General features: G+C 67.8%; 16 protein-coding genes and 2 pseudogenes. 13 read left to right on the forward strand and 5 right to left on the reverse strand.

The features are described from left to right. From RKP46_RS04520 to RKP46_RS04530, 3 genes and pseudogenes are all read left to right on the forward strand, one after another. Positions 1 to 92 (forward strand): annotated as a pseudogene (locus tag RKP46_RS04520) (alkylhydroperoxidase); the annotation flags it as partial. 120 nt (positions 93 to 212) lie between these two features. Further along, the gene (locus tag RKP46_RS04525) at positions 213 to 1,046 is read left to right on the forward strand and encodes a substrate-binding domain-containing protein (RefSeq protein ID WP_311105527.1); all 834 of its coding nucleotides are present in this window, start codon (positions 213 to 215) and stop codon (positions 1,044 to 1,046) included. A 22-nt stretch (positions 1,047 to 1,068) separates the two neighbouring features. Next, positions 1,069 to 3,819, forward strand: a complete 2,751-nt coding sequence (locus RKP46_RS04530) for an ATP-binding protein (protein ID WP_311105528.1) — start codon at positions 1,069 to 1,071, stop codon at positions 3,817 to 3,819. Positions 3,820 to 3,866: 47 nt separating this feature from the next. Here RKP46_RS04530 and RKP46_RS04535 read toward each other — a convergent pair whose 3' ends face one another. Further along, positions 3,867 to 4,922 carry an NAD(P)-dependent alcohol dehydrogenase gene (locus tag RKP46_RS04535; protein WP_311105529.1) on the reverse strand — a complete coding sequence of 352 codons (1,056 nt, stop codon included), beginning with the start codon at positions 4,920 to 4,922 and terminating at the stop codon, positions 3,867 to 3,869. A 404-nt stretch (positions 4,923 to 5,326) separates the two neighbouring features. Between RKP46_RS04535 and RKP46_RS04540 the strand changes: the two genes are divergently transcribed. From RKP46_RS04540 to RKP46_RS04565, 6 genes are all read left to right on the forward strand, one after another. Beyond that, positions 5,327 to 7,414, forward strand: a complete 2,088-nt coding sequence (locus tag RKP46_RS04540; protein WP_311105530.1) for a TonB-dependent receptor — start codon at positions 5,327 to 5,329, stop codon at positions 7,412 to 7,414. A gap of 52 nt (positions 7,415 to 7,466) precedes the next feature. After that, on the forward strand, positions 7,467 to 8,012 hold the full coding sequence (locus tag RKP46_RS04545; RefSeq protein WP_311105531.1) for a YfiR family protein: 546 nt from the start codon (positions 7,467 to 7,469) through the stop codon (positions 8,010 to 8,012). A 13-nt stretch (positions 8,013 to 8,025) separates the two neighbouring features. Further along, entirely contained in the window at positions 8,026 to 10,905 is a 2,880-nt protein-coding gene (locus RKP46_RS04550; RefSeq protein WP_311105532.1) for a response regulator, read from the forward strand. Positions 10,906 to 11,016: 111 nt separating this feature from the next. Beyond that, positions 11,017 to 11,706, forward strand: coding sequence for a TIGR02281 family clan AA aspartic protease (locus RKP46_RS04555; protein WP_311105533.1), 690 nt, complete (start codon positions 11,017 to 11,019; stop codon positions 11,704 to 11,706). Between the two features lie 13 nt (positions 11,707 to 11,719). Then, positions 11,720 to 11,986 (forward strand): hypothetical protein, encoded by a 267-nt coding sequence (locus tag RKP46_RS04560; RefSeq protein WP_311105534.1) that lies wholly within the window; start codon positions 11,720 to 11,722, stop codon positions 11,984 to 11,986. Then, the gene (locus RKP46_RS04565; protein WP_409194104.1) at positions 11,898 to 12,611 is read left to right on the forward strand and encodes a CoA pyrophosphatase; all 714 of its coding nucleotides are present in this window, start codon (positions 11,898 to 11,900) and stop codon (positions 12,609 to 12,611) included. Before RKP46_RS04560 ends, RKP46_RS04565 begins: the two co-directional genes overlap by 89 nt. Before the next feature lie 161 nt (positions 12,612 to 12,772). Here the strand turns inward: RKP46_RS04565 and RKP46_RS04570 are convergent, their stop codons facing one another. Beyond that, positions 12,773 to 13,693: a LysR family transcriptional regulator gene (locus RKP46_RS04570; protein WP_311105535.1), complete on the reverse strand. Its 921-nt coding sequence runs from the start codon at positions 13,691 to 13,693 to the stop codon at positions 12,773 to 12,775. 195 nt (positions 13,694 to 13,888) lie between these two features. On the opposite strand from RKP46_RS04570, the gene RKP46_RS04575 reads away from it, so the two are divergent. The 3 genes from RKP46_RS04575 to nfsB all read left to right on the forward strand — a co-directional run bounded on the left by RKP46_RS04575 (position 13,889) and on the right by nfsB (position 16,805). Beyond that, the gene (locus RKP46_RS04575) at positions 13,889 to 14,998 is read left to right on the forward strand and encodes an alkene reductase (RefSeq protein ID WP_311105536.1); all 1,110 of its coding nucleotides are present in this window, start codon (positions 13,889 to 13,891) and stop codon (positions 14,996 to 14,998) included. Continuing rightward, a complete protein-coding gene (locus tag RKP46_RS04580) occupies positions 14,995 to 16,011 on the forward strand; it encodes a zinc-binding alcohol dehydrogenase family protein (protein WP_311105537.1) in 1,017 nt (338 codons plus the stop codon). Before RKP46_RS04575 ends, RKP46_RS04580 begins: the two co-directional genes overlap by 4 nt. 140 nt (positions 16,012 to 16,151) lie before the next feature. Next, positions 16,152 to 16,805 carry an oxygen-insensitive NAD(P)H nitroreductase gene (nfsB, locus tag RKP46_RS04585; protein WP_311105538.1) on the forward strand — a complete coding sequence of 218 codons (654 nt, stop codon included), beginning with the start codon at positions 16,152 to 16,154 and terminating at the stop codon, positions 16,803 to 16,805. Positions 16,806 to 16,850: 45 nt separating this feature from the next. Here nfsB and RKP46_RS04590 read toward each other — a convergent pair whose 3' ends face one another. Then, the gene (locus RKP46_RS04590) at positions 16,851 to 17,948 is read right to left on the reverse strand and encodes an alkene reductase (protein WP_311105539.1); all 1,098 of its coding nucleotides are present in this window, start codon (positions 17,946 to 17,948) and stop codon (positions 16,851 to 16,853) included. A gap of 84 nt (positions 17,949 to 18,032) precedes the next feature. Then, positions 18,033 to 19,292 carry an MFS transporter gene (locus RKP46_RS04595; RefSeq protein WP_311105548.1) on the reverse strand — a complete coding sequence of 420 codons (1,260 nt, stop codon included), beginning with the start codon at positions 19,290 to 19,292 and terminating at the stop codon, positions 18,033 to 18,035. Between the two features lie 29 nt (positions 19,293 to 19,321). Between RKP46_RS04595 and RKP46_RS04600 the strand changes: the two genes are divergently transcribed. Then, positions 19,322 to 19,672: a hypothetical protein gene (locus RKP46_RS04600; RefSeq protein ID WP_311105550.1), complete on the forward strand. Its 351-nt coding sequence runs from the start codon at positions 19,322 to 19,324 to the stop codon at positions 19,670 to 19,672. Between the two features lie 57 nt (positions 19,673 to 19,729). Here the strand turns inward: RKP46_RS04600 and RKP46_RS04605 are convergent. Continuing rightward, positions 19,730 to 20,080 (reverse strand): annotated as a pseudogene (locus RKP46_RS04605) (recombinase family protein); the annotation flags it as partial. Between the last annotated feature and the right edge of the window lie 2 nt (positions 20,081 to 20,082).

Here is a 20,082-nt window from a genome sequence, read left to right on the forward strand (position 1 = left end):
CCTTCTTCGCCATGTCGAACCGTCTGGCCAACATGACCTCGATGCGGCCGAACGACGAGTTCTTCCTGCTTGGTCGGCAGCCGCGCAGTTGAGCGGGCAACTAAAGTTTGCTGCGCTGCGGCCGATACTGGTCTGACCGGGTTCGCCGCGCGGGCCAGCGCCGCGCGCCGGCGCCGCGTCTCGCACCTGGGCTCTGGCCGGGAGATTTCGTCATGTTGAGCACTTTGCGTTGCTTGCCGCCGATCGGGCTGGCTTTGCTCGCCTTGCTGTTTGCCTGCCTGGCGCGCGCCGAGAATCTGGTGATTCCGGGCAGCGGCAACCCGGAACACGTTCTCGGACAACTGGCCAAGGCGTTCAACGAGCGGCAGAGTCAACACCGGGTGATCGTTCCACCTTCGACCGGAACCGCCGGTGCGGTGCGCGACGTCGGCGAGGGAATCTCGTCGCTCGGTCGCGTCGGGCGTTCGCTGAAGGACGATGAGGCGCGCCAGGGCTTTGTGCATGTGCCGCTGGGGCGCGATCCGGTGGTCATCGTCGGCGGCGCGCAGGTCGGCGTGCGCAAACTGACTTCGGCGCAGTTGCTCGACATCTATGGCGGGAAGGTGCGCAACTGGAGCGAACTCGGCGGCCGGCCGGCGCCGATTCGCGTGCTCGGCCGGGAGAATTCGGACGCCAGCCGGCAGGCGCTGGGTCGGACCATCAAGCCGTTCAAGGACCTGGTTTTCGATCCGGCGGTGAAGGTCGTTCATCTCGATCCACAACTGATCGAGTTGCTCGATCGCTACCCGACCAGTCTGGGTTTTCTCAACCGCTCGGCACTCGGCGCGGCGCAGAGCAAGCTTGTCCATCTGGCGCTCGACGGTGTCGAACCGACGGCGGAAAACGTCGAGCAGGGCCGTTATCCGGCCTCGGTCGAACTGGGTCTGATCCACAAGCCGAATGGCCTGACGCCGGCCGGCCGTGCCTTCCTGGATTTTGTCCGCTCGCCTGACGGCCTGAGCCTGCTGCGCCGGCACGGCATCCTGCCGGCTTCCGGCGCGCGCTGAACGCCGACGGCCAGGCCCAGCGGTGCGCCTGCGTTTCTCGATCACCGTTTCGCTGGTTGCCCTTTTCGCCGTTCTCGCGGCGCTCGCGCAGTGGACGGCGCTGCTCGTTTCGCACCAGGCTCTGCAGGCGACGGTGCGCGCGCGCGAGATCGACAAGATGCTGACCGTCGGGCGCGTCGTCGAGGAACTCGTGGTCGAGCAGTCGCGGCGGGCGCGCCTGACCGCGCGCCTCACCGCACGGCGCAACAGCCTGGGGCGCAACCTGGCGCAATCTGGCGAGGCGGCGGTCGAAACCGTGCGCGAGGTGCTCGACGAAGCGCTGGCAGCAAGCGCGGTCGCGCAGATGGAGATTGCCGACAGCCGGCAGCTGGTCGTCTATCGTGCGCACGAGCGCGCGCGGAATGGCGATCTGTCGGAAGTCTGGGGTGTCTTCGAGGCGCTTGCCGGGCAGGGCCAGATGGCCAGCACGATCGACAACGGCGTGGTCACCGTGCAGGCGATCGAGCCGGTCGACTGGAAGGGCAAGGTCGTCGGCGCGCTGGTCGCCGGCGTCCGCATCGATTCGTCGCTGCTGGCGAAGATCGGCGAAGACCTGGGTGCCGACCTCTTCCTGATTGCGCGCACCGGGGCCTTGCTCGCCAGTTCGCAAAGCGTCCCCTACACGCTCGACCAGGCGGCGATCCAGGAGGCTTTCGCTCAGAAGATTCCGGTCTACCGGCACGACATGCAGGCGCATCGGACGCTCGCCTACCTGCCGCTGACCATCGTCGACAACGCCTTCGTCATCGTCGCCGTGCTCGACAGCGCGCAGGCCTACGAAATGCTGGCGCGTGCCAACGAGCGCTCGCTGCTGATCACGCTGGGCATTCTGCTGGTCAGCGTGCTGCTCGGGAGTGCCCTCGTGCGCTGGGTGCTGCGCCCCTTGCGCGCACTGCGCGAACGCGCCGAAGCGTCGGCCGTCGCGCTCACCGGCAGCGCGATCGAGAGTGGTTCGTCGAACGAAATCGCGGCCATCGTCAAGGTGCTGGAAACGCTGACCGATCGCCTGGTGCGGCGCAACCGGGAACTCGCCGAGGCGACGCAGGCGGCCGAACAGGCGAGCAAGGCGAAGTCGCAGTTCCTCTCCAACATGAGCCATGAGATTCGCACGCCGCTCAACGGCATCCTCGGCATGGCCGAAGTGCTCGCGCGTACGCCACTCGCCGCCGAGCAGGCGCGCTACCTGCGGGCGATCACCAGCGCCGGCCAGTCGCTGCACGCGCTGCTCGGCGACATCCTCGATCTGGCCAAGATCGAGGCCGGCCGCATCGTCGTCGAGCAGATCGACTTCGATCTGATGGCCGTGCTCGTGCCGATGGCCGACGCCTTTCGCGAGATTGCCTCGGTGCATGGCAACGTGCTGAGCAGCGATCTGCGCATTCCGGCCAGTCTGGAGGTCAACGGCGACCCCACCCGGCTGCGCCAGGTGCTTTCCAATCTGCTCAGCAACGCGATCAAATTTACCGAACACGGGCGCGTGCTGCTCGCCGCCGAGCGGCTGGCGGATCGGGACGGCGATTCCCGTCTCTGGCTGCGCTTCCTCGTGCGCGACAGCGGCATCGGGATCGCGCCGGAAGCGCTGGCCCGGCTGTTTCAGCCCTTCGTTCAGGCCGACCAATCGACCACGCGCCGTTATGGTGGCAGCGGCCTCGGGCTGGTTATCTGCCGCCACCTGGTCGAGCTGATGGGCGGCTCGATCAGCGTCGACAGCACACCGGGTGCGGGCAGCACGTTTACCGTCGACCTGCCGTTTGCCGCGGCCTTGGCACCGGTGGCGAGCGACGGCGCCGGGGCGGGCAGCCGCCAGACGCTGAATGGAAGGATTCTGGTCGCCGAGGACAACCCGGTCAATCAGTCGGTGATCGAGGCGATGCTCGGCGAACTCGGGGTGACGGTGACGATCGTCGCCAACGGTGCAGCGGCCGTCGAGGCGCTGCCTGGCGGCGCCTTCGATCTGGTCCTGATGGACTGTCAGATGCCGGTGATGGACGGCTATGCGGCGACCGCGGCGATCCGCGCCGGCGCCGGCGCGCTGGCGCGCGTGCCGATCATTGCGCTGACTGCCAACGCGCTGCCGGAAGATCGGCAGCGCTGCCTCGCCGCCGGGATGGACGACTATTTGAGCAAGCCGATCCGGCTCGAAGCGCTGGCCGCGTGCTTGCGGCGCTGGCTGCCCGACGACGGCAGTCGGGCGGCGGCGCCCGCGAGCGCAGTGCCGCCGGCCGACCTGGTGTTGCCAGAGGTCGCGCCGGGGCTGGTCGGCACGCCACTGCGGGAAGGCGTGGCGCCGCCTCAGGCGGCTGCGCCCGGCCCGCCCGCGGCCTGCTCCAGTGCGCTGCTCGACCGCTCGGCGCTGATCGAAAACCCGGATTTTGCCGCCTCGCTGAACGGCGATCTGATTGCCCGCGTGATCGGGATCTACCTGCAGGAAACGCCGGAGTTGCTGGCGACGATCAGCCGCCGCCTGGCGGCCGACGCCTGGCCGGAAGTGACGCGCGCGGCGCATAGCCTGAAGTCGTCGAGTGCGGCGATCGGTCTGCCCAGCGTGGCGGCGCTGGCGGCTCACCTGGAAGCGCTCGCCCGGCGCGCCGAGCGCGCTGCCGTCGAGGCCGAGCTACCCCGGCTGCAGGCCGAGTTCGCGCGCGCGCTGCCCGAACTGGACGCCGAGCTGGCTCGCCTGTCGCACCCGGCAGCCGCTGCTGACCCGGCGCCGCGCGAGCCGTCGGCGGAGTAAGCACGGCGCGGCGCGGCCGTGTGGCGAGTATGGGCTCGGGCGTCGCCTCAGGCGTCACGCAGGCTGGCCATGTCGATCACGAAGCGGTACTTGACGTCGCTGTTCAGCATCCGGTCGTAGGCCACATTGATGTAATCGATCGGAATCACCTCGATGTCGGAGACGATCTGATGCTCGGCGCAGAAGTCGAGCATCTCCTGCGTTTCGCGGATGCCGCCGATGAGCGATCCGGCAATCCGGCGCCGCTTGAGAATCAGATTGAAGACATTGCCCGCCGGGTGCGGCGCGGCTGGTGCGCCGACCAAGGCGAGCGTGCCGTCGCGCTTGAGCAGGCTCAGGTAGGCGTCGAGATCGTGCGGGACGGCCACCGTGTCGAGAATGAAGTCAACACGGTTGGCGTACGCCGCCATCTGCGCGTCGTCGGTGGATACGCAGACTTCGTCGGCACCCAGTCGTCTGCCGTCGGCGATCTTGCCCGGCGAAGTGGTGAACAGAACGACCTGCGCGCCCAGCGCGTGTGCGATCTTGACGCCCATGTGGCCAAGTCCGCCCAGCCCGACGATGCCGACCGTCGTCCCTGGTCCGACGCGCCAGTGGCGCAGCGGGGAGTAGGTGGTGATGCCGGCGCAGAGCAGCGGCGCGACGCGCGCCAGGTCGTCGGCGGCGTGTCTGATCTGGAGGACAAACGACTCCTTGACGACGATCGTCTGCGAGTAGCCGCCGTAGGTGTTTTCGCCGCCGAACACCGGGCCGTTGTAGGTTCCGGTGAAACCGTTCTCGCAGTACTGCTCTTCGCCCTCGGCGCACGAGTGACAATGCCCGCAACTGTCGATCATGCAGCCCACGCCGGCCAGATCGCCGACCTTGAAGCGGCGTACCTGGCTGCCGACGGCGCAGACGCGGCCGACGATTTCATGGCCGGGAACCGACGGGTAGAGGGTGTTCGGCCACTCGCCGCGCGCCGTGTGCAGGTCGGAATGGCAAACGCCGCAATAGAGAATCTCGATCTGTACGTCGTCGGCAGCCGGTTCGCGCCGGTAGAGCTCGAACGGGGCGAGGCCGCTCGTCTTGTTCTGCGCTGCGTACGCTTTGCTCCTGATCATCGGGGAATCCTTTCGCTTGCTGTTGGTGGCGCGCAGCGAACGCGCCGGAAGTCGCCTGCCGGGGCGGGCGAGCGCCGTTCTGCGCGGGGAAATCTTAGCCTGCCGCACCCGGCGAATGGAAGCCTCGGCGTAGCGGTCATCGGCGACGCGCGCTGATGACCGTCGATATGCACTAAAGAGATCGCCAATTGCGCCGTCAACGATAAAGCTGGAGCAGGGCTCCCGGCAACGCCTGAGCGTTGCGCCGGGTGCGGCTTCGCTTGCGCAGGCTGTGCTGCAAGCAGAGTGGGTGTGATCTGGTTCCTGCTGTACCGTGTGCGCGCGTGTTCTACTTGCGCCGGGCCGCACAACGGCCGGGCGATCGCCTGCGGCAGGATTTGGCAATTGGTCATAGGGGATATGTGATGGAGTGTCCTGCTCGTTTCATTCTCGGCAGGCGGCAGATGGCCGTGCTGTGTTCGCTCGTCGTCGGCCTGTTGCCGTTCGCCGGCCAGGCAGCGGATGACCCGCTGTTCGATCTCGATCTGACCGAAGTGCTCAATCTCGAGATTACTTCGGTGTCGAAGAAACCGCAGACGGTTTCGCAGGCGGCAGCGGCGGTGTTCGTGATTACCGCCGACGACATCCGGCGTTCGGGCGCGACGACCATCCCCGACTTGTTGCGCATGGTGCCGGGCGTCCAGGTCGGGCAGATCAGTTCGAATACCTGGGCGGTCAGTTCGCGCGGTATGGACGGGCGCTTCACCAACAAGCTGCTCGTCCTGATGGACGGGCGCAGCGTCTACTCGCCGACCTTCTCCGGCGTCTACTGGGATGTCCAGGATGCGGTCATCGAGGATATCGAGCGCATCGAAGTCATCCGCGGGCCGGGCGCCACGCTCTGGGGAGCGAACGCGGTCAACGGCGTGATCAACATCATCACCCGGTCGGCGGCCAGTACGCAGGGTGGCCTGCTCGTCGGTCGCGCTGGCGATGACGAGCGTGGTGGTGCCGTGCGTTACGGGGGCAGTTTCGGCGAACTCGGCCATTGGCGCGCCTACGCCAAGGGTTTCACACGCGATCCGGTGGTCGTCGAGGCGACCGGCAAGGACGCCGGCGATTCGTGGCGCCAGGCGCGCGCCGGCTTTCGCGCCGATCTGACGCCGAGCACGCGCGACGCGGTGACGCTGCAGGGCGATTACTACCGCGGCCGCTCGGGCGAGTTGTCGAATCTGAACTTCGTCATACCACCGTACAACGCGATTGCTGAAACCGATCAGAAGCTCGCCGGCGGCAACCTGACGCTGCGCTGGCAGCGCGAGGTTTCGGCGAGCGACTCGTTTACGCTGCAGGCCTACGTCGATTACACCCGGCGCGACTGGCCGCTGCACTTCGACGAGCGGCGGACAACGTATGACCTGGACTTTCAGTACCGTAGTCGACGCTTTTCCGGACACGACCTGGTCGCCGGTCTGGCGTACCGCTACAGCCGCGACGCGCTGCACCCGTCGTACCGGGGAGTTCCGGCAGCCAGCCTGGTTTACCCCGATGTTCAGCCCGCCTCGGCCGAGCGCCGGCTGCTCAGCGCGTTTCTCCAGGACGACATCGCGCTGGTGCCGGAAAAGCTGATCCTGACGCTTGGCGGCAAGTTCGAGAAGAACGACTATACCGGCGTCGAGTTCCAGCCGAACGCCCGTCTTTTGTGGACGCCGAGCGAGAGCACGTCGTTGTGGACCTCGGTAGCCAAGGCGGTGCGCACGCCCAGCCGCATCGACCGCGGCGGCTACGTCAACGTCCAGTTGCTGCCGCCGTCGATGATGCTGCCCCTGCCGGTGCTCGTCCAGGGCGCCGGGATCGTCGAATCGGAGTCGCTGATTGCCTACGAAGTGGGCGTCAAACAGCGTTTCAGCAAGACGCTGAGCGCCGATCTTTCGCTCTATTACAATGAATACGACAAGCTGCGTTCCGGCCGCTTGATCGGCCTGCTGTGCATGCCGGCGCGCGCGCCGGTGCCTGGCTGCCTGCTGCAGCCCGGGCAGAGCTACCTCCTCCAGTCGTCGCTCGTGGCCAACGAGGCGCGCGCGCGCAGCCATGGCGTCGAGCTGGCGCTCGACTGGCGACCCTTGAGCACGCTGCGCTTTCAGGCGGCGCTCAGTCAGCAGTCGATGAGCGTCCAGGAAAGGGGGACGGCGTTCTCGACCGATCGTGAGGAAAGTGCGCCGGAAGTGCAGGCGTCGCTGCGGGCGATGTGGAGTCCGCGCAGCTCGGTCGACGTCGATTTCTGGCTCAGGCGAGTTGGCCGGCTGGCCGATGTCGGCGCCGGCGTGGCGATTCCCGCCTATACCGAACTTGACGCACGTCTCGCCTGGCGCCCGCGCAAGGATGTCGAACTGGCCTTGATCGGGCGCAACCTGCTGCACCGCAGTCATCCCGAGTTCAGATCCGAACTGCAGGACATCCCATCGCTCGAGGTCGACCGGTCGGTGGCGGCCCAGGTCACCTGGAAGTTCTGACGCGTTGGGGATCGAACATGCAGCGGCTGCTGGCGACGCTGGGGAGCAACGGATGGCCGTCCTGATCGCGCGCTTGCGCCGTTGGGCCTGCCTGGCTGCGCTTGCCGCTTTCGCCGGATCGCTCCTGGCCGATCCTCTCGTCTCACGCGAAGAGCGGATCAAGGCGGTTCTCGTCTTCAAGATCCTGAAGTTCGTCACCTGGCCGGCAGCGACGCTCGCCGCCAAGGACCCGCTGGTACTCTGCGTCGCCGGCGAAGCGCCGATCGCGGAAGCGCTGGCCAGTGCGGAAGGGCGCCTGATCGGCGAACATACGGTCGCGCTGCGCCGCGTGCACAACTTGTCGCTCGCCGAAGTCAAGGCGTGTCACGCGCTCTATCTGTCGGCCGGTATCCGCGACGCCGGCAGCGTGCTGGCTGCACTGCGCGGCAGGCCGCTGTTGACCCTCGGCGACGCACCCGACTTTGCGCGTCGCGGTGGCTGCGTCGGACTCTTGCGCGGCGAGAACCGGCTGCTCTTCGAAGTCAGTCTGAAAGCCGTGCGCGAGAATGGGCTGGAGATGGCCGCTCCCTTGCTTGAACTTGCTACGCTGGTCGACTGAAAGGCGACGACCGATGAGCCGCTCATCCAGAGGGCGAAATGCCTCCATTCGCAGTCGTTTGCGCTACAGCATCTGGGCCACCGTCGGCGGCACGCTCGCTTTCGTCGCACTGCTCGTGCTCGGCTTTCAGGCGTTCTCCTACTCGCGTTCGCTGCTCGAACGGCTCGACGTGGTGGCCGGCATCGTCGCCCGCAACGCGACCGCGGCGATCGAGTTTGCCGACGCCCGCCAGGCGGCCAAGCTCCTTTCATCGCTGCAGGCGGATCCGGATATCGAGTCGGGCGCGCTATTCACCAGCGATGGCGAGCTCTTCGTCAGTCATCAGTCGGACGACGGCCAGCCCGCCGCGCCTGCCGCGACGCCGCCCTGGGTGAGCGAAAAGCTGCCGCTGCTGGTCAGCGATGGGCAGGCGGTCCATCGTCTGCACATCGACGGTGTCGACTATCTGAGCCCGGTCGTCCTGCACAACGAAACCATCGGCTGCCTGTACATCCGTGCCAGCCTGACGCGCCTGCACCAGCAACTGCTGCTCAATACCCTGTTCATCGTCACCGTCCTCCTGCTCGCCGGCGGCGTTGCTTCGCTGCTTTCGGCGCGGCTGCAGCAACGCATCGTTGCGCCCATCCTGCGTCTTGCCGAGTCGATGCGGCGGGTCAGCGAGCAGCAGGATTTCAGCATTCGCGCGTCCTCCGGCAACGGCGAGGCGCCGGAAGAGGTTGCCCGCCTGACCGAGGGCTTCAACAGCATGCTCGCCCAGATCGAGGAGTGCGATCACCGGCTGGCCGAGCGCGGCGATGAGCTGGCGCGCAGCAACCACGAACTGGCGACCGTCGCGCAGCGCGCCAACGAGGCGCAGGCAATGGCCGAGCAGGCGAGCCGGGCGAAGTCGATCTTCCTGGCCAACATGAGTCACGAAATCAGGACACCGATGAACGGCATCATCGGTATGACCGAGGTGCTGCTCGACACGCCGCTGAACGAGCGGCAACGCGACTTCGCGCAAACCGTCATGCATTCCGGTCAGGCCTTGCTCTCGGTGATCAACGACATCCTCGACTTCTCGAAGATCGAAGCCGGCAAGCTCGAACTCGACCCGGTCGACTTCTGTCTGCGCGAGAGCATGGAAGAAGCGGTTGGCCTGTTTGCCGAGCGCGCGCACGCCAAGGGGCTGAACCTTGCCTGCGCGATCGGATCCGAACTGCCGCTCTGGGTCAAGGGCGACGCCGGGCGCCTGCGCCAGATCGTCACCAACCTGCTGAGCAATGCGATCAAGTTTACGGCGCGTGGCGAGGTCTGGGTCGACGTCGGCCTGGTCGAGCAGGGGGAGACCGGGATCGTCATCAAGACGACGGTCAGCGACACTGGAACGGGCATCGAGCCGGCCAAGCAGAACAGCATCTTCGATGAGTTCTCGCAGGCCGACAGCAGCACTGCACGGCGCTACGGCGGCACCGGTCTGGGACTCGCCATCGTGCGCCAGTTGTCGGCGCTGCTCGGTGGTGAAGTCGGCGTCGTCAGCGCGCCGGGCAAGGGGAGCTCCTTCTGGTTCACCGTCCGCCTGCAGTTGGCGCCCGGCCATCCCGCCGGCGAACACGAAGGCGACGGTAACGGCCTGCGCGGGCAGCGCGTTCTGGTCGTCGCCGAGAGCAGCCGCGGGCGAGATGTGCTTTTCCGCTACCTGCACGGCTGGGGAATGCATTGCGAGATGGCGAGCGAGGCGAGCGAAGCGCTTGCCGTTCTGCGCCGCGCGGCGGACGCCGGGCGCCCATTCTCCGTCGCCCTGCTCGACGCCGAGCCGGCCGGCCTGGACGGCGTCGCGCTGGCGCGCCGGGTGCGCACGGACGATCGCCTGGGCAGCCTGCGTCTGCTCATCCTGAGCGCGATGACGCGTGCCGCTCTGGCCGGAGCGATGAGCGCTGCGGCGGCCGACGACTACCTGCACAAGCCGATCCGCAAGGCGCAGCTTTTCGCCAGCCTGTTGCGGGTCGCCGGGCTGCTCGCCGCCGATCAGCCGGGTAGCGCCGGCGATGGCGACGGCGATGACGGTCCACTGCTCGGCGTCAAGGTGCTGCTGGTCGAAGACAATGCGGTCAATCAGGCGGTTGCCTGCGCGACGCTGGACTGGCTGGGTTGCCGCACGCGCGTCGCAGACGGCGGACTGGAGGCGATCGCCGCGCTGCGCGCCGAGGCTTTCGACATCGTGCTGATGGACTGCCAGATGCCGGGAATCGACGGCTACGAAGCGACGCGACGAATTCGCCGGCTGGAAAGCGACGCCCAGCGCGACGGCCAGGCGCGCCCGCGGGTGCCGATCATCGCTCTCACCGCGAATGCCATGCAGGGCGACCGCGACGCATGTCTGGCCGCCGGGATGGACGATTACATGAGCAAGCCTTTCCGGCGCGATGTATTGCGCACGATGCTCGAACGCTGGGTGCGACCGGCTGCGGCCGGGCCGATCGCCGCCGGCGGCGCACCGGCGGCAGGCAGCGAGCCGGCCGGCGCGCACGGTGTCGACGAGGAGATCCTGCACACCTTGCGCGCGATCGGCAAAGCCGACTTCTTCGCCCGGGTGATCGGCATCTTTCTCGACAGTACGCCGCTCAAGCTGGCCGAGCTGGCGAAGGCGGTGCAGGCGAAGGACGCCGGCCAGGTCGCGGCGCTCGCCCACCAGCTCAAGTCGAGCAGCGCAACGCTCGGCGTCATGCGCCTCTCGCACGCGGCGAAGGTGCTCGAAGCCGACGCGCGGAACGGCCGGTCGGACGATTTCGCGCGCCACGCCGCGACCATGCTCGCCGCTTTCGACGCAGCGCAGCCCTACCTGCACCAACTCGCCGGACGCACGGCGCCAGCGCCGGTCGTGGCAACGACAGACAGCAGCTCGCTGGCCTGATCCGGCGACGCGGCCGACGCGGTACGGGCGATGCCGAAGGTTTGTGGCAAAATGCCTTGTCCGCCAAATCGGCGCATGGCGAAAATGTCGTCGTTGACAGGGAGAGCTGGAATGAGTGCGATCACGTGGTCGAGACTGCCTGGCCTGATGAAAGCTTTGCCGTCTGCGGCGAGCACCGTAGCGCTGCTGGCGCTTGGCGTCTCAGGTCCCGCGGCGGTCGCGGCCGATGTCGGACTGGCTGGAGTCTTTCCCGGCAAGGCTTTGCTCACCATCGACGGTGGCCCGCCGCGGACGATCGCGGTCGGCGCGAAGACCGCCGAAGGCGTACGCGTGCTGGCGGTCGATAACGAAACGGCAACGCTGGAAGTCGACGGCAAGAAGCGTACCCTGCGCGTCGGGCAGAATGTCGCCGCGCAGCCGGGCGGACAGGCGCCCAGCCAGGCGGTGTTGACCTCGGATGTACGTGGCCATTTCCTGACCACCGGAACGATCAATGGCGTCGCCGTGCGCTTCATGGTCGATACCGGTGCCTCGATCATCGCACTCGGGCCCAGCGAAGCCAAGCGTATCGGCATCGATCCGGGCAAGGGAACGGCCGAGATGACCATGACGGCGAACGGTGTGGCGCCGATCTCGCGCGTCAAGCTCGACGCGGTGCGCGTCGGCGATATCGTCGTGCATGGCGTCGATGCCGGCGTGAGCACGCAGGACATGCCTTTCGTCCTGCTCGGAATGAGCTTCCTCAACCGTTGCGAGATGCTGCGCGACGGCCAGACGATGACCTTGAAGAAACGTTACTAGGAGAAACCCCCTGATGCGTCACCGGGCAGAAAGAACAGCCATGCTGGGTCGCGAACTCGACATGTTGATGAACGAGCGGCAGACCCTGCTGCGTGTCGCCGGCGCGGGTGCAGCGCTGGTGGCGACGCTGGACAGCGCGCTCTTGCCGGCAAGCGCGGTAAAGTCGGCCGATCTGCTGGCGATTGCACTCAATGCGCTGCCGGAAGAGACCTTGCAGGACGCGCTGGCGGCCGTGCGCGCGCAGACCGCCAATCCGGACGAGCGCCTTGCCGGGAATTGATACGCTGCACCGCCCGTTGCCACCGGGCGCTGGGCCGTTCGATCTCGCTCGCTTGCGCCGCGTCTTGCTGCGTGCGCCCTCGCGCACGCACGCAGTGCTTGAAGACGGCGTCGGCGAAGAGGATCTGCTGCCGGCCGCGGTGCTCTTTCCGATCGTCAACCGCGGCGCTGCACCGACCGTCCTGCTCACCCAGCGCACCGCGCATCTGAAGGACCATCCGGGGCAGGTGAGTTTTCCCGGCGGCCGCTGCGAGGACAGCGATCCGTCGCCGGCGCACACGGCGCTGCGCGAAGCCGGCGAAGAAATCGGCCTCGCCGCAGAATGCGTCGAGATTGCCGGCTATCTGCCGGAATACCTGACCAGCACCGGATTCCGCGTGACGCCGGTGGTCGCCTGTCTGACGCCGCCCTTCGAACTCTCTCCGGACGCTTTCGAAGTTGCCGAAGTCTTCGAGGTCCCGCTCGCCTTCCTGCTCGACCCGGCCAATCATCAGGAACACTCGCTGCATTATCGCGGCCGCCTGCGCCGCTATCACGCGATGCCCTACGGCAGGCATTTCATCTGGGGCGCGACGGCGGGCATGATCATGTCGCTCTACCGCGCATTGAAGGCCGCCGAAGGCTAGTCGAGCGCAGCACTCAAGCCGGCCGCCCATTGGCACGGATTCGCCGGCCGACCGAGAAGCCGCGTGCGCTTGGAGCGTTGCACCGGAGGCGATCAAAGTATCGCACCGGACGCGCTCAAAGTATCGCACCGGAGGCGCTCAAAGTATCGCACCGGAGGCGCTCAGGGCAGCGCACCGGTGAGCGCCGCCGGTAGCACTGCGCAGCGCTCGGCGAGAAAGGCGCGCAGTTCGCGTACCGCCGGGTTGATCTGCCGTCGGTCGGCGCAGACCAGATTGAGCGGTGCCGGTTCGCCCTGCCAATCGGTGCACAGCGCGACCAGCCGGCCGGCGCGCAGGTCGTCGGCGACGTCGAGCGCCGACTTGTAGGCGATTCCGCGCCCGGCCACGGCCCAGCGGCGGACCGCGTCGCCGTCGTCGGCGACCCGGTCGCCGCGCACGCGCACCGCTTCGTCACGGCCGCCGCGCGTAAACCGCCAGCGGTCATGCACGCTGTCGCCGAGCAGGAAACACAGGCAGTTGTGGCCGATCAGCGCAGCCGGCGCCTTCGGCGTTCCGGCGCGCCTCAGGTAGGCGGGCGCGGCGCAGAGCACGCGTCGGTTGGCCGGCGCGACGGGCAGGACGACCAGATTCGAATCGGGCGGCAGGCCGTAGCGCAGCGCGATATCGATCGGCTGCCGGAAGACGCCGGCGATGCGGTCGGAGAGCTGCACGCGTACCTGCAGTTGCGGGTGGCGCGTCTGGAAGTCGTCGAGCCAGGGCAGGACGATGTTGCGACCGAGGTCGGAAGGGAGCGAGATCTGCAGCGTGCCGCGTACCGTCGCGTCGCCGCCGGCGAGCAGGCTGCGCCCCTCGGCAAAGGCGTGCAGCCCTTGCCGGCAATGCTGCAGATAGACTTCGCCTTCCTGCGTCAGGCGCAGGCTGCGCGTCGAGCGGACGAAGAGCGCAACGTGCAGTTCACGTTCCAGGCGCTTGAGCGAGGCGCTCGCCGCGGCCGGCGTCAGGTCGAGTTGGCGCGCTGCTTCCGACAGGCTGCCGGCTTCGGCGGTGGCGACGAAGATCTCGATATCGCGCAGGTAGATCATCTTCAATCCAGCGTTGAAACTGATTGCACGGTATCAGCCTTTTTCAATTCCTTCAATTGGCCCATCATGCCCGCCTGGCGAGTTACCGCGCTTGGCGCAGTTTGCTGGCGGTTGCCGACCGATTGCCAGCTTGGGCGTCGGCAGCCGGCTGGCGCTGCCCACCCGCTTCCGATCACCTTCCCAGGAGCCCAGACGATGAGCCTGCAACGTCTCTTCCAGCCGTATCGACTCGGCGCCCTCGAACTGCCCAACCGCATCGTCATGGCGCCGATGACGCGCTGCCGGACGACGCAGCCGGGCGACGTGGCGAACGCGCTGATGGCGCAGTATTACGCGCAACGCGCATCGGCCGGACTGATCATCAGCGAGGCGACGCAGATTTCCCGGCAAGGCCAGGGCTACAGCTTCACGCCGGGAATCTTCTCGGCGGAGCAGCTTGCCGGCTGGCGGCGGGTCACCACTGCGGTGCACGCTGCCGGCGGGCGAATCTTCCTGCAGCTCTGGCACGTTGGGCGGATGTCGCACGCCTGCTTTCACGACGGCGCGCCGCCGGTAGCCCCGTCGGCGCTGGCGCCCGAGGCGCAGGTGTGGGTCGCCGACGCCGACGGCGTCGGCCGCATGCTCGACTGCCCGACGCCGCGCGCGCTCGAGCTCGGCGAGATCGCCGGCATCGTCGATGACTTCCGGCGCGGCGCGGCGAACGCGCTCGCCGCTGGTTTCGACGGCGTCGAGATTCATGGCGCCAACGGCTACCTGATCGACCAGTTTCTGCGCAGCACGGCGAACCAGCGGAGCGACGCTTACGGCGGCAGCCTGCACCGGCGCATCCGCTTTCTCGACGAAGTCGCTACGGCGGTGGCCGGCGAAGTCGGTGCCGAGCGCACCGGCGTTCGCCTGGCGCCCTTCATCACCGCGCGTGGCATGAACTGTCCGGAAATCATCCCGGCCATCCTGGCCGCGGCCGAGCGTCTGAATGAACTCGGGCTTGCCTACATTCACCTGTCGGAAGCCGACTGGGACGACGCGCCGCAGGTGCCCGAGGATTTCCGCCACGCGCTGCGCCGTGTGTTCAAGGGCGGGCTGATCGTCGCCGGGCGTTACGACGCGGCGCGCGCCGAGGCGATCCTGCGCGCCGGTCTGGCTGACCTGTGCGCCTTCGGCCGGCCGTTCATTGCCAACCCCGATCTGCCGCGCCGTTACGCGCTGGGCCTGCCGCTTGCCGACTTCGCCGCCAGCCGGCTGTTCGGCGGCGACGCGCACGGCTACACCGACTACCCCGCTTACCCTGATGGAGAAAAGGAATGAAAGCCGTTGGCTACCAGAAAACCCTGCCGATCGAAGACCCGGCGTCGCTGCAGGAGGTCGAACTGCGCGAACCGGTCGCCAGCGGGCGCGACCTGCTGGTCGAGGTGAAAGCGATTTCGGTCAATCCGGTCGACGTGAAGATCCGCGCCGGTCGCACGCCGCCGGCTGGCGAGTGGGGCGTGCTCGGCTGGGACGCGGCCGGCATCGTCCGTGCCGTCGGCCCGCAAGTCAGCCTGTTTCGTCCGGGCGACCGCGTCTGGTACGCCGGCGACATCACGCGCGCCGGGAGCAATGCCGAGTTGCAGGCGGTTGACGAGCGGATCGTCGGGCACCTGCCGCGCACGCTGGACTTTGCCCAGGCGGCGGCGCTGCCGCTCACCGCGATCACCGCCTGGGAGATGCTGTTCGATCGCCTGCGCATCATGCCGGGCAAGCGGCCGACCGACGAGCGCCTGCTGATCGTCGGCGCCGGCGGCGGTGTCGGCTCCATCCTGGTGCAACTGGCGCGCCGTCTGACTGGACTGACCGTCATCGGCACCGCTTCGCGCGCCGAGACGCAGTCCTGGGTGCGCGAGCTCGGTGCGCATCACGTGCTCGACCACAGCCGGCCGCTGGCCGACGAGCTGAAGCGCATCGGCTTCGCGGATGTCAGCCATGTGGTCAGCCTGACGCACAGCGAAGAGCACTTTGCGCAGATCGTCGAAGTGCTCGCGCCGCAGGGCTGCTTCGGCCTGATCGACGATCCGGCGACGCCGCTCGACGTGCGCAAGTTGAAGGCGAAAAGCGTCTCGCTGCACTGGGAACTGATGTTTACCCGCTCGCTCTTCCAGACCGCCGACATGATCGCCCAGCACCGGCTGCTCTGCGAACTGGCTGCGCTGGTCGACGCCGGCCTGGTCAGGACGACGCTAGGCGAGCACTACGGGCGCATCGACGCGGCCAACCTGCGGCGTGCGCACGCGCTGATCGAAGCGGGCAAGGCGCGCGGCAAGATCGTTCTCGAAGCCTTCTGAGCGCTCGCCCACCGCTCGCCGGGCCGATGCGCGCCGGCCAACACTGTCAGGGCAAGGCCGCGCCGGGGTCTCCCGTCGGACCTGCCCTTCACCGTCGCCGCCCGTTCCGGGCGGCGCACTTTCTCGTAAGGAGACAAAACGTGGACATCGCCCACCTCGCCACCACCCGCCACACGTGCAAGGCTTTCGACCCGGCGCGGAAGATTCCGCCCGCAGACTTCGAGCAACTGCGCACGCTGCTGCGCTACGCGCCGTCGTCGGTCAATTCGCAGCCCTGGCATTACGTGATCGCCGCCAGCGATGCCGGCAAGGCGCGCATCGCCGAGACACTGCAGGGCGGCTACGCGTACAACGAAGGCAAGGTGCGCAATGCCTCGCAGGTCATCGTCTTCTGCGTGCGCCAGGATCTGAACGACGAACATCTGGCCCGCCTGCTCGAGCAGGAGGAGCTTGACGGGCGTTTTGCAAGCGCGCAGGCGCGCGCCGCGCAGAACACCGCGCGCACTTTCTACGCCGACCTGCACCGCAAGGATCTGGACGATGCGCGCCCATGGATGGAACGTCAGGTCTACCTGGCGCTGGGCATGCTACTCGCCGGCGCTGCCGCGCTTGGCATCGACGCATGTCCGATGGAAGGCTGCGACCCGGCGGCGCTCGACCGTGCGCTCGGGCTGGCCGAGCGCGGCTATTCGGCGCTGGTGATGGTCGCGCTCGGTTACCGCAGCGAGGCCGATTTCAACGCCGCGCTGCCCAAGTCGCGCCTGGCGGAAGCCAGCGTCTTCACCGAGATCTGAGCGGCGCTGGCGGTGCGGCGCCGCTGGCAAACGCGCAGACGCTGCTCAGGCGCTCAGCGTTGCGTAGTCGAGGTAGCCTTTTTCGCCGCCGCTGTAAAAGGTCGCCAGGTCCGGCGGATTGAGCGGCGCGCCGCGCGCAAAGCGCTCGACCAGGTCGGGGTTGGCGATCCACGCACGGCCGTAGGCGACGGCGTCGCACAGTCCGGCGTGCAGGCGCGCTTCGCCCGTGTCGCGGTCAAAACCGCCGTTGGCGATCAGGGGCATTTTCGCCAGCGGGCGGAAATGCGCGCCGACGTCGCTCAGCGCGTGCGGCGTATCGTCGAGCTGGCGCGGCATGAAGGCTTCGCTCAAATGCAGGTAGGCCAGCCCGTAGGCGTTGGCGCGGGCGACGACATGTTCCCACATCGGCACCGTATCCGCGTCCACATTGACGCCGTGGAAGCGATTCATCATCGGGTTGAGCCGGCAGCCAAGGCGGTCGAAGGGCATCACCTGGCCGACCGCTTCCAGCACCTGGCAGAAGAAGCGCGCGCGGTTCTCGTGGCTGCCGCCGTACTCGTCGTCGCGCGTGTTGGCGTCGCGCGAGAAGAACTGGTGGAAGAGGTAGCCGTTCGACGAATGGATCTCGGCGCCGTCGAAGCCAGCCGCCAGCGCGTTCGCCGCGGCGCGTCGGAAGTCGGCGACGACGCCGGCGATCTCGTCGCGGGTCAGCGCGTGCGGCGTCACCGTTTCCGGCTGGCCGCTGGGCGAAAACATCTTCCACTCCGGGTTGATCGCCGACGGCGCGACAGGCGGCTTGCCGCTGTGAAACTCGGGCAGCGAGAGGCGGCCGCAGTGCCACAGTTGGCAGACGATCAACCCGCCCTTCTCGTGCACAGCGTCGGTCACCCGCCGCCAGCCGGCGACCTGCTCGTCCGACCAGATGCCCGGCGTGAACGGATAGCCGCGCGCCTGCGGCGAGACGATCGTTCCTTCCGAAACGATCAGTCCGGCGGCAGCGCGCTGCGCGTAATAGCGCCGCATCATCTCGGTGGGCACGTAGCCGGCGTTGTCGCAGCGACAACGGGTAAGCGGCGCCATGACGACGCGGTTTTTCAGGGTGAGCGCACCGAGGCGAACGGGGGTGAGGAGCTGCAGAGTCATCGGGGGGTTTCCGGAAGAGCAGAAAGCGCCCATTTTACCGGTCGCCTGCGCGTGCGTGCAGCCTTCGCCGCCCGCTTCGCGGGGCTAGCTTCCTGCCTCCTGGCGCGCTGGCGTGCGCGCCGCGGGCGGTGGCAGTGCGTAGCGCAGCAGGCCGAGTGCGGCCAGGCCAAGCGTCCCGGCGAGCAGGAACAGCGGCACGTAGCCGACCGCCTGTGCGAGGACGCCGCTGCTCGCGCCGACCAGTCCGGCGAGCAGGACCTGTGCGCTTGCCTGCAGTGTGAAGTCGGCACCTTCGTGCTCGGCGCGGCAGTGCCGCATCATGACGGCGAACAAGGCGACGGTAGACATGCCGTCGGCGATCTGCTCGCCGAGCGCCACTGCGTAAACCATGACGATGTCGCCGCCGCGCGCGACGAGCAAGGCCATCGCGGCGATGCCGATCGCCTGCAGCAAGCCGAACACGAAGAGCGCGCGGTAGGCGCCGAGGCGCGCATAGAGCGCGCCGCCCAGCGCGGCGCCGCCGATCCCGGCAAGGCTGCTGATCAAGGTCAGCTCGCCGAGCATGGCGTTGCTCCAGCCCTGGTCGACGAGCATCGGCTTGACCATCGGCGAGCCGAGCGCGTCGCCCAGCTTGAAGCCGAGGACGACGGCCAGCCAGGCGAACATGCCGGGCTGCGCGAGCAGGCCGCGGTAGTGTGCGAGCAACAGGCGCGGGCCGAGCGCCTGCTCGCCAGCGCCGGGCTGGTGCGGAATCCGGCCTTGCTCATCGAAGCGCCAGATGGGCAGCGTGCACAGTATGAGCAGGCAAGCAACAGCGCCCAGGCTGAGGTTCCAGCCGAAGCGGTCGATGACCAGCAACAGTCCGCTGCCGCTGACGATCATGCCGATCTTGTAGCCGCCGACCTGCAGGCTGTTGCCGAGGCCGCGCCAGGGTTCGCTGAGCAGGCGAACGGTGAGGCCGTCGGTGGCGATGTCCTGCGTCGCCGCGGCCAGGTTGATGAGCAGGATCAGGCCGAGCAAGAGAAGCAGGCGGGGGCCGAAGAGCAGCGTCGGATCGAGCGCCGCCAGGCAGACGACGCAGAGAATGACCGTCGTCTGCAGCGGCAGAATCCAGCCGCGATGGTGGCCAAGGCGCGGCGAAGCGATGCGGTCGACCCACGGCGCCCAGAGCACCTTGAGCATCCAGGGCAGTGCGAGCAGCTTGAGCATGCCGATGATGGCCAGATCGGCGCCATGTTGGCGCAGCAGCACGGGCAGCGAATGCGCGATCAGTCCCGAGGGCAGGCCCTGCGCGCAATACAGGCTGGCGAGCAGGACCAGTGCCGATGCGCCCGGGCGCGGCAGCGAAGCGTCATCGGGCCGGCGAGCCTGGCGTGGATGGGTGGTGCCTGGCGCAGAGCACGCTTCTTCGGGCACGGGCGAACTCCGTTATCGAGTGGTTTTTCGGTTGCACGCGCCTGCTGGCAGCGCTGCGCGGCGGCGAATGCCTGCGGCTTGTCCCTGACGACATCTTCGACAGCTTCGGCATGCGCCAGGAAAGCGGCTTGCAGAAGGTGGTCTCGCTTTTCCTGGCGATCCTTGCCTCGCTGCCGATCATGGCGAATGCTTGGCCGATTGCTGGCCCGGGCCGCCAAGGCCGGAAGCTCATCGTTGCCAGCGCGAAGCCAGGCACTGCCTCCTGGCAAGGGCAATTCCGCATCGTACAGCAAGCGGCCGCCATCTGATGCGCGAGGCCGCCGGGAATTTGGGCGGCCTGTTGTGCCGCAGGCCCGCCGCACGCTCTTGCTTTCCGTCATCCCGGGCTTGCGGCCGCCCTTGCAGCCGAGCTGTCGGGCGACATCCAGCCCGGTTCGGGTGCGCTCGACAATCAACTTGCTTCCCATCTCGGCGAGGCTGGCCATGACGTGGCAGAGGGAGCGCCCGGACGGCGTAGCGGTGTCGATGGCGTCGGTGAGGCTCCTCAACTGGACGCCTTGCTTGTGCAGCTCGCCGACCAGATCGACCGGATGCTTGACCGACCGGCCGAGTCGGTCAAGCATCCAGACAACCCGGGTATCGCCCTCACGCAGCCTTTCGAGTGCCTTGGCCAAGGCTTCACCTTGCAGTGCAAGATTCTGATCCTGCATCGAGATAC

The organism is Accumulibacter sp. (assembly GCF_031732815.1).
Lineage (GTDB): Bacteria > Pseudomonadota > Gammaproteobacteria > Burkholderiales > Rhodocyclaceae > Accumulibacter.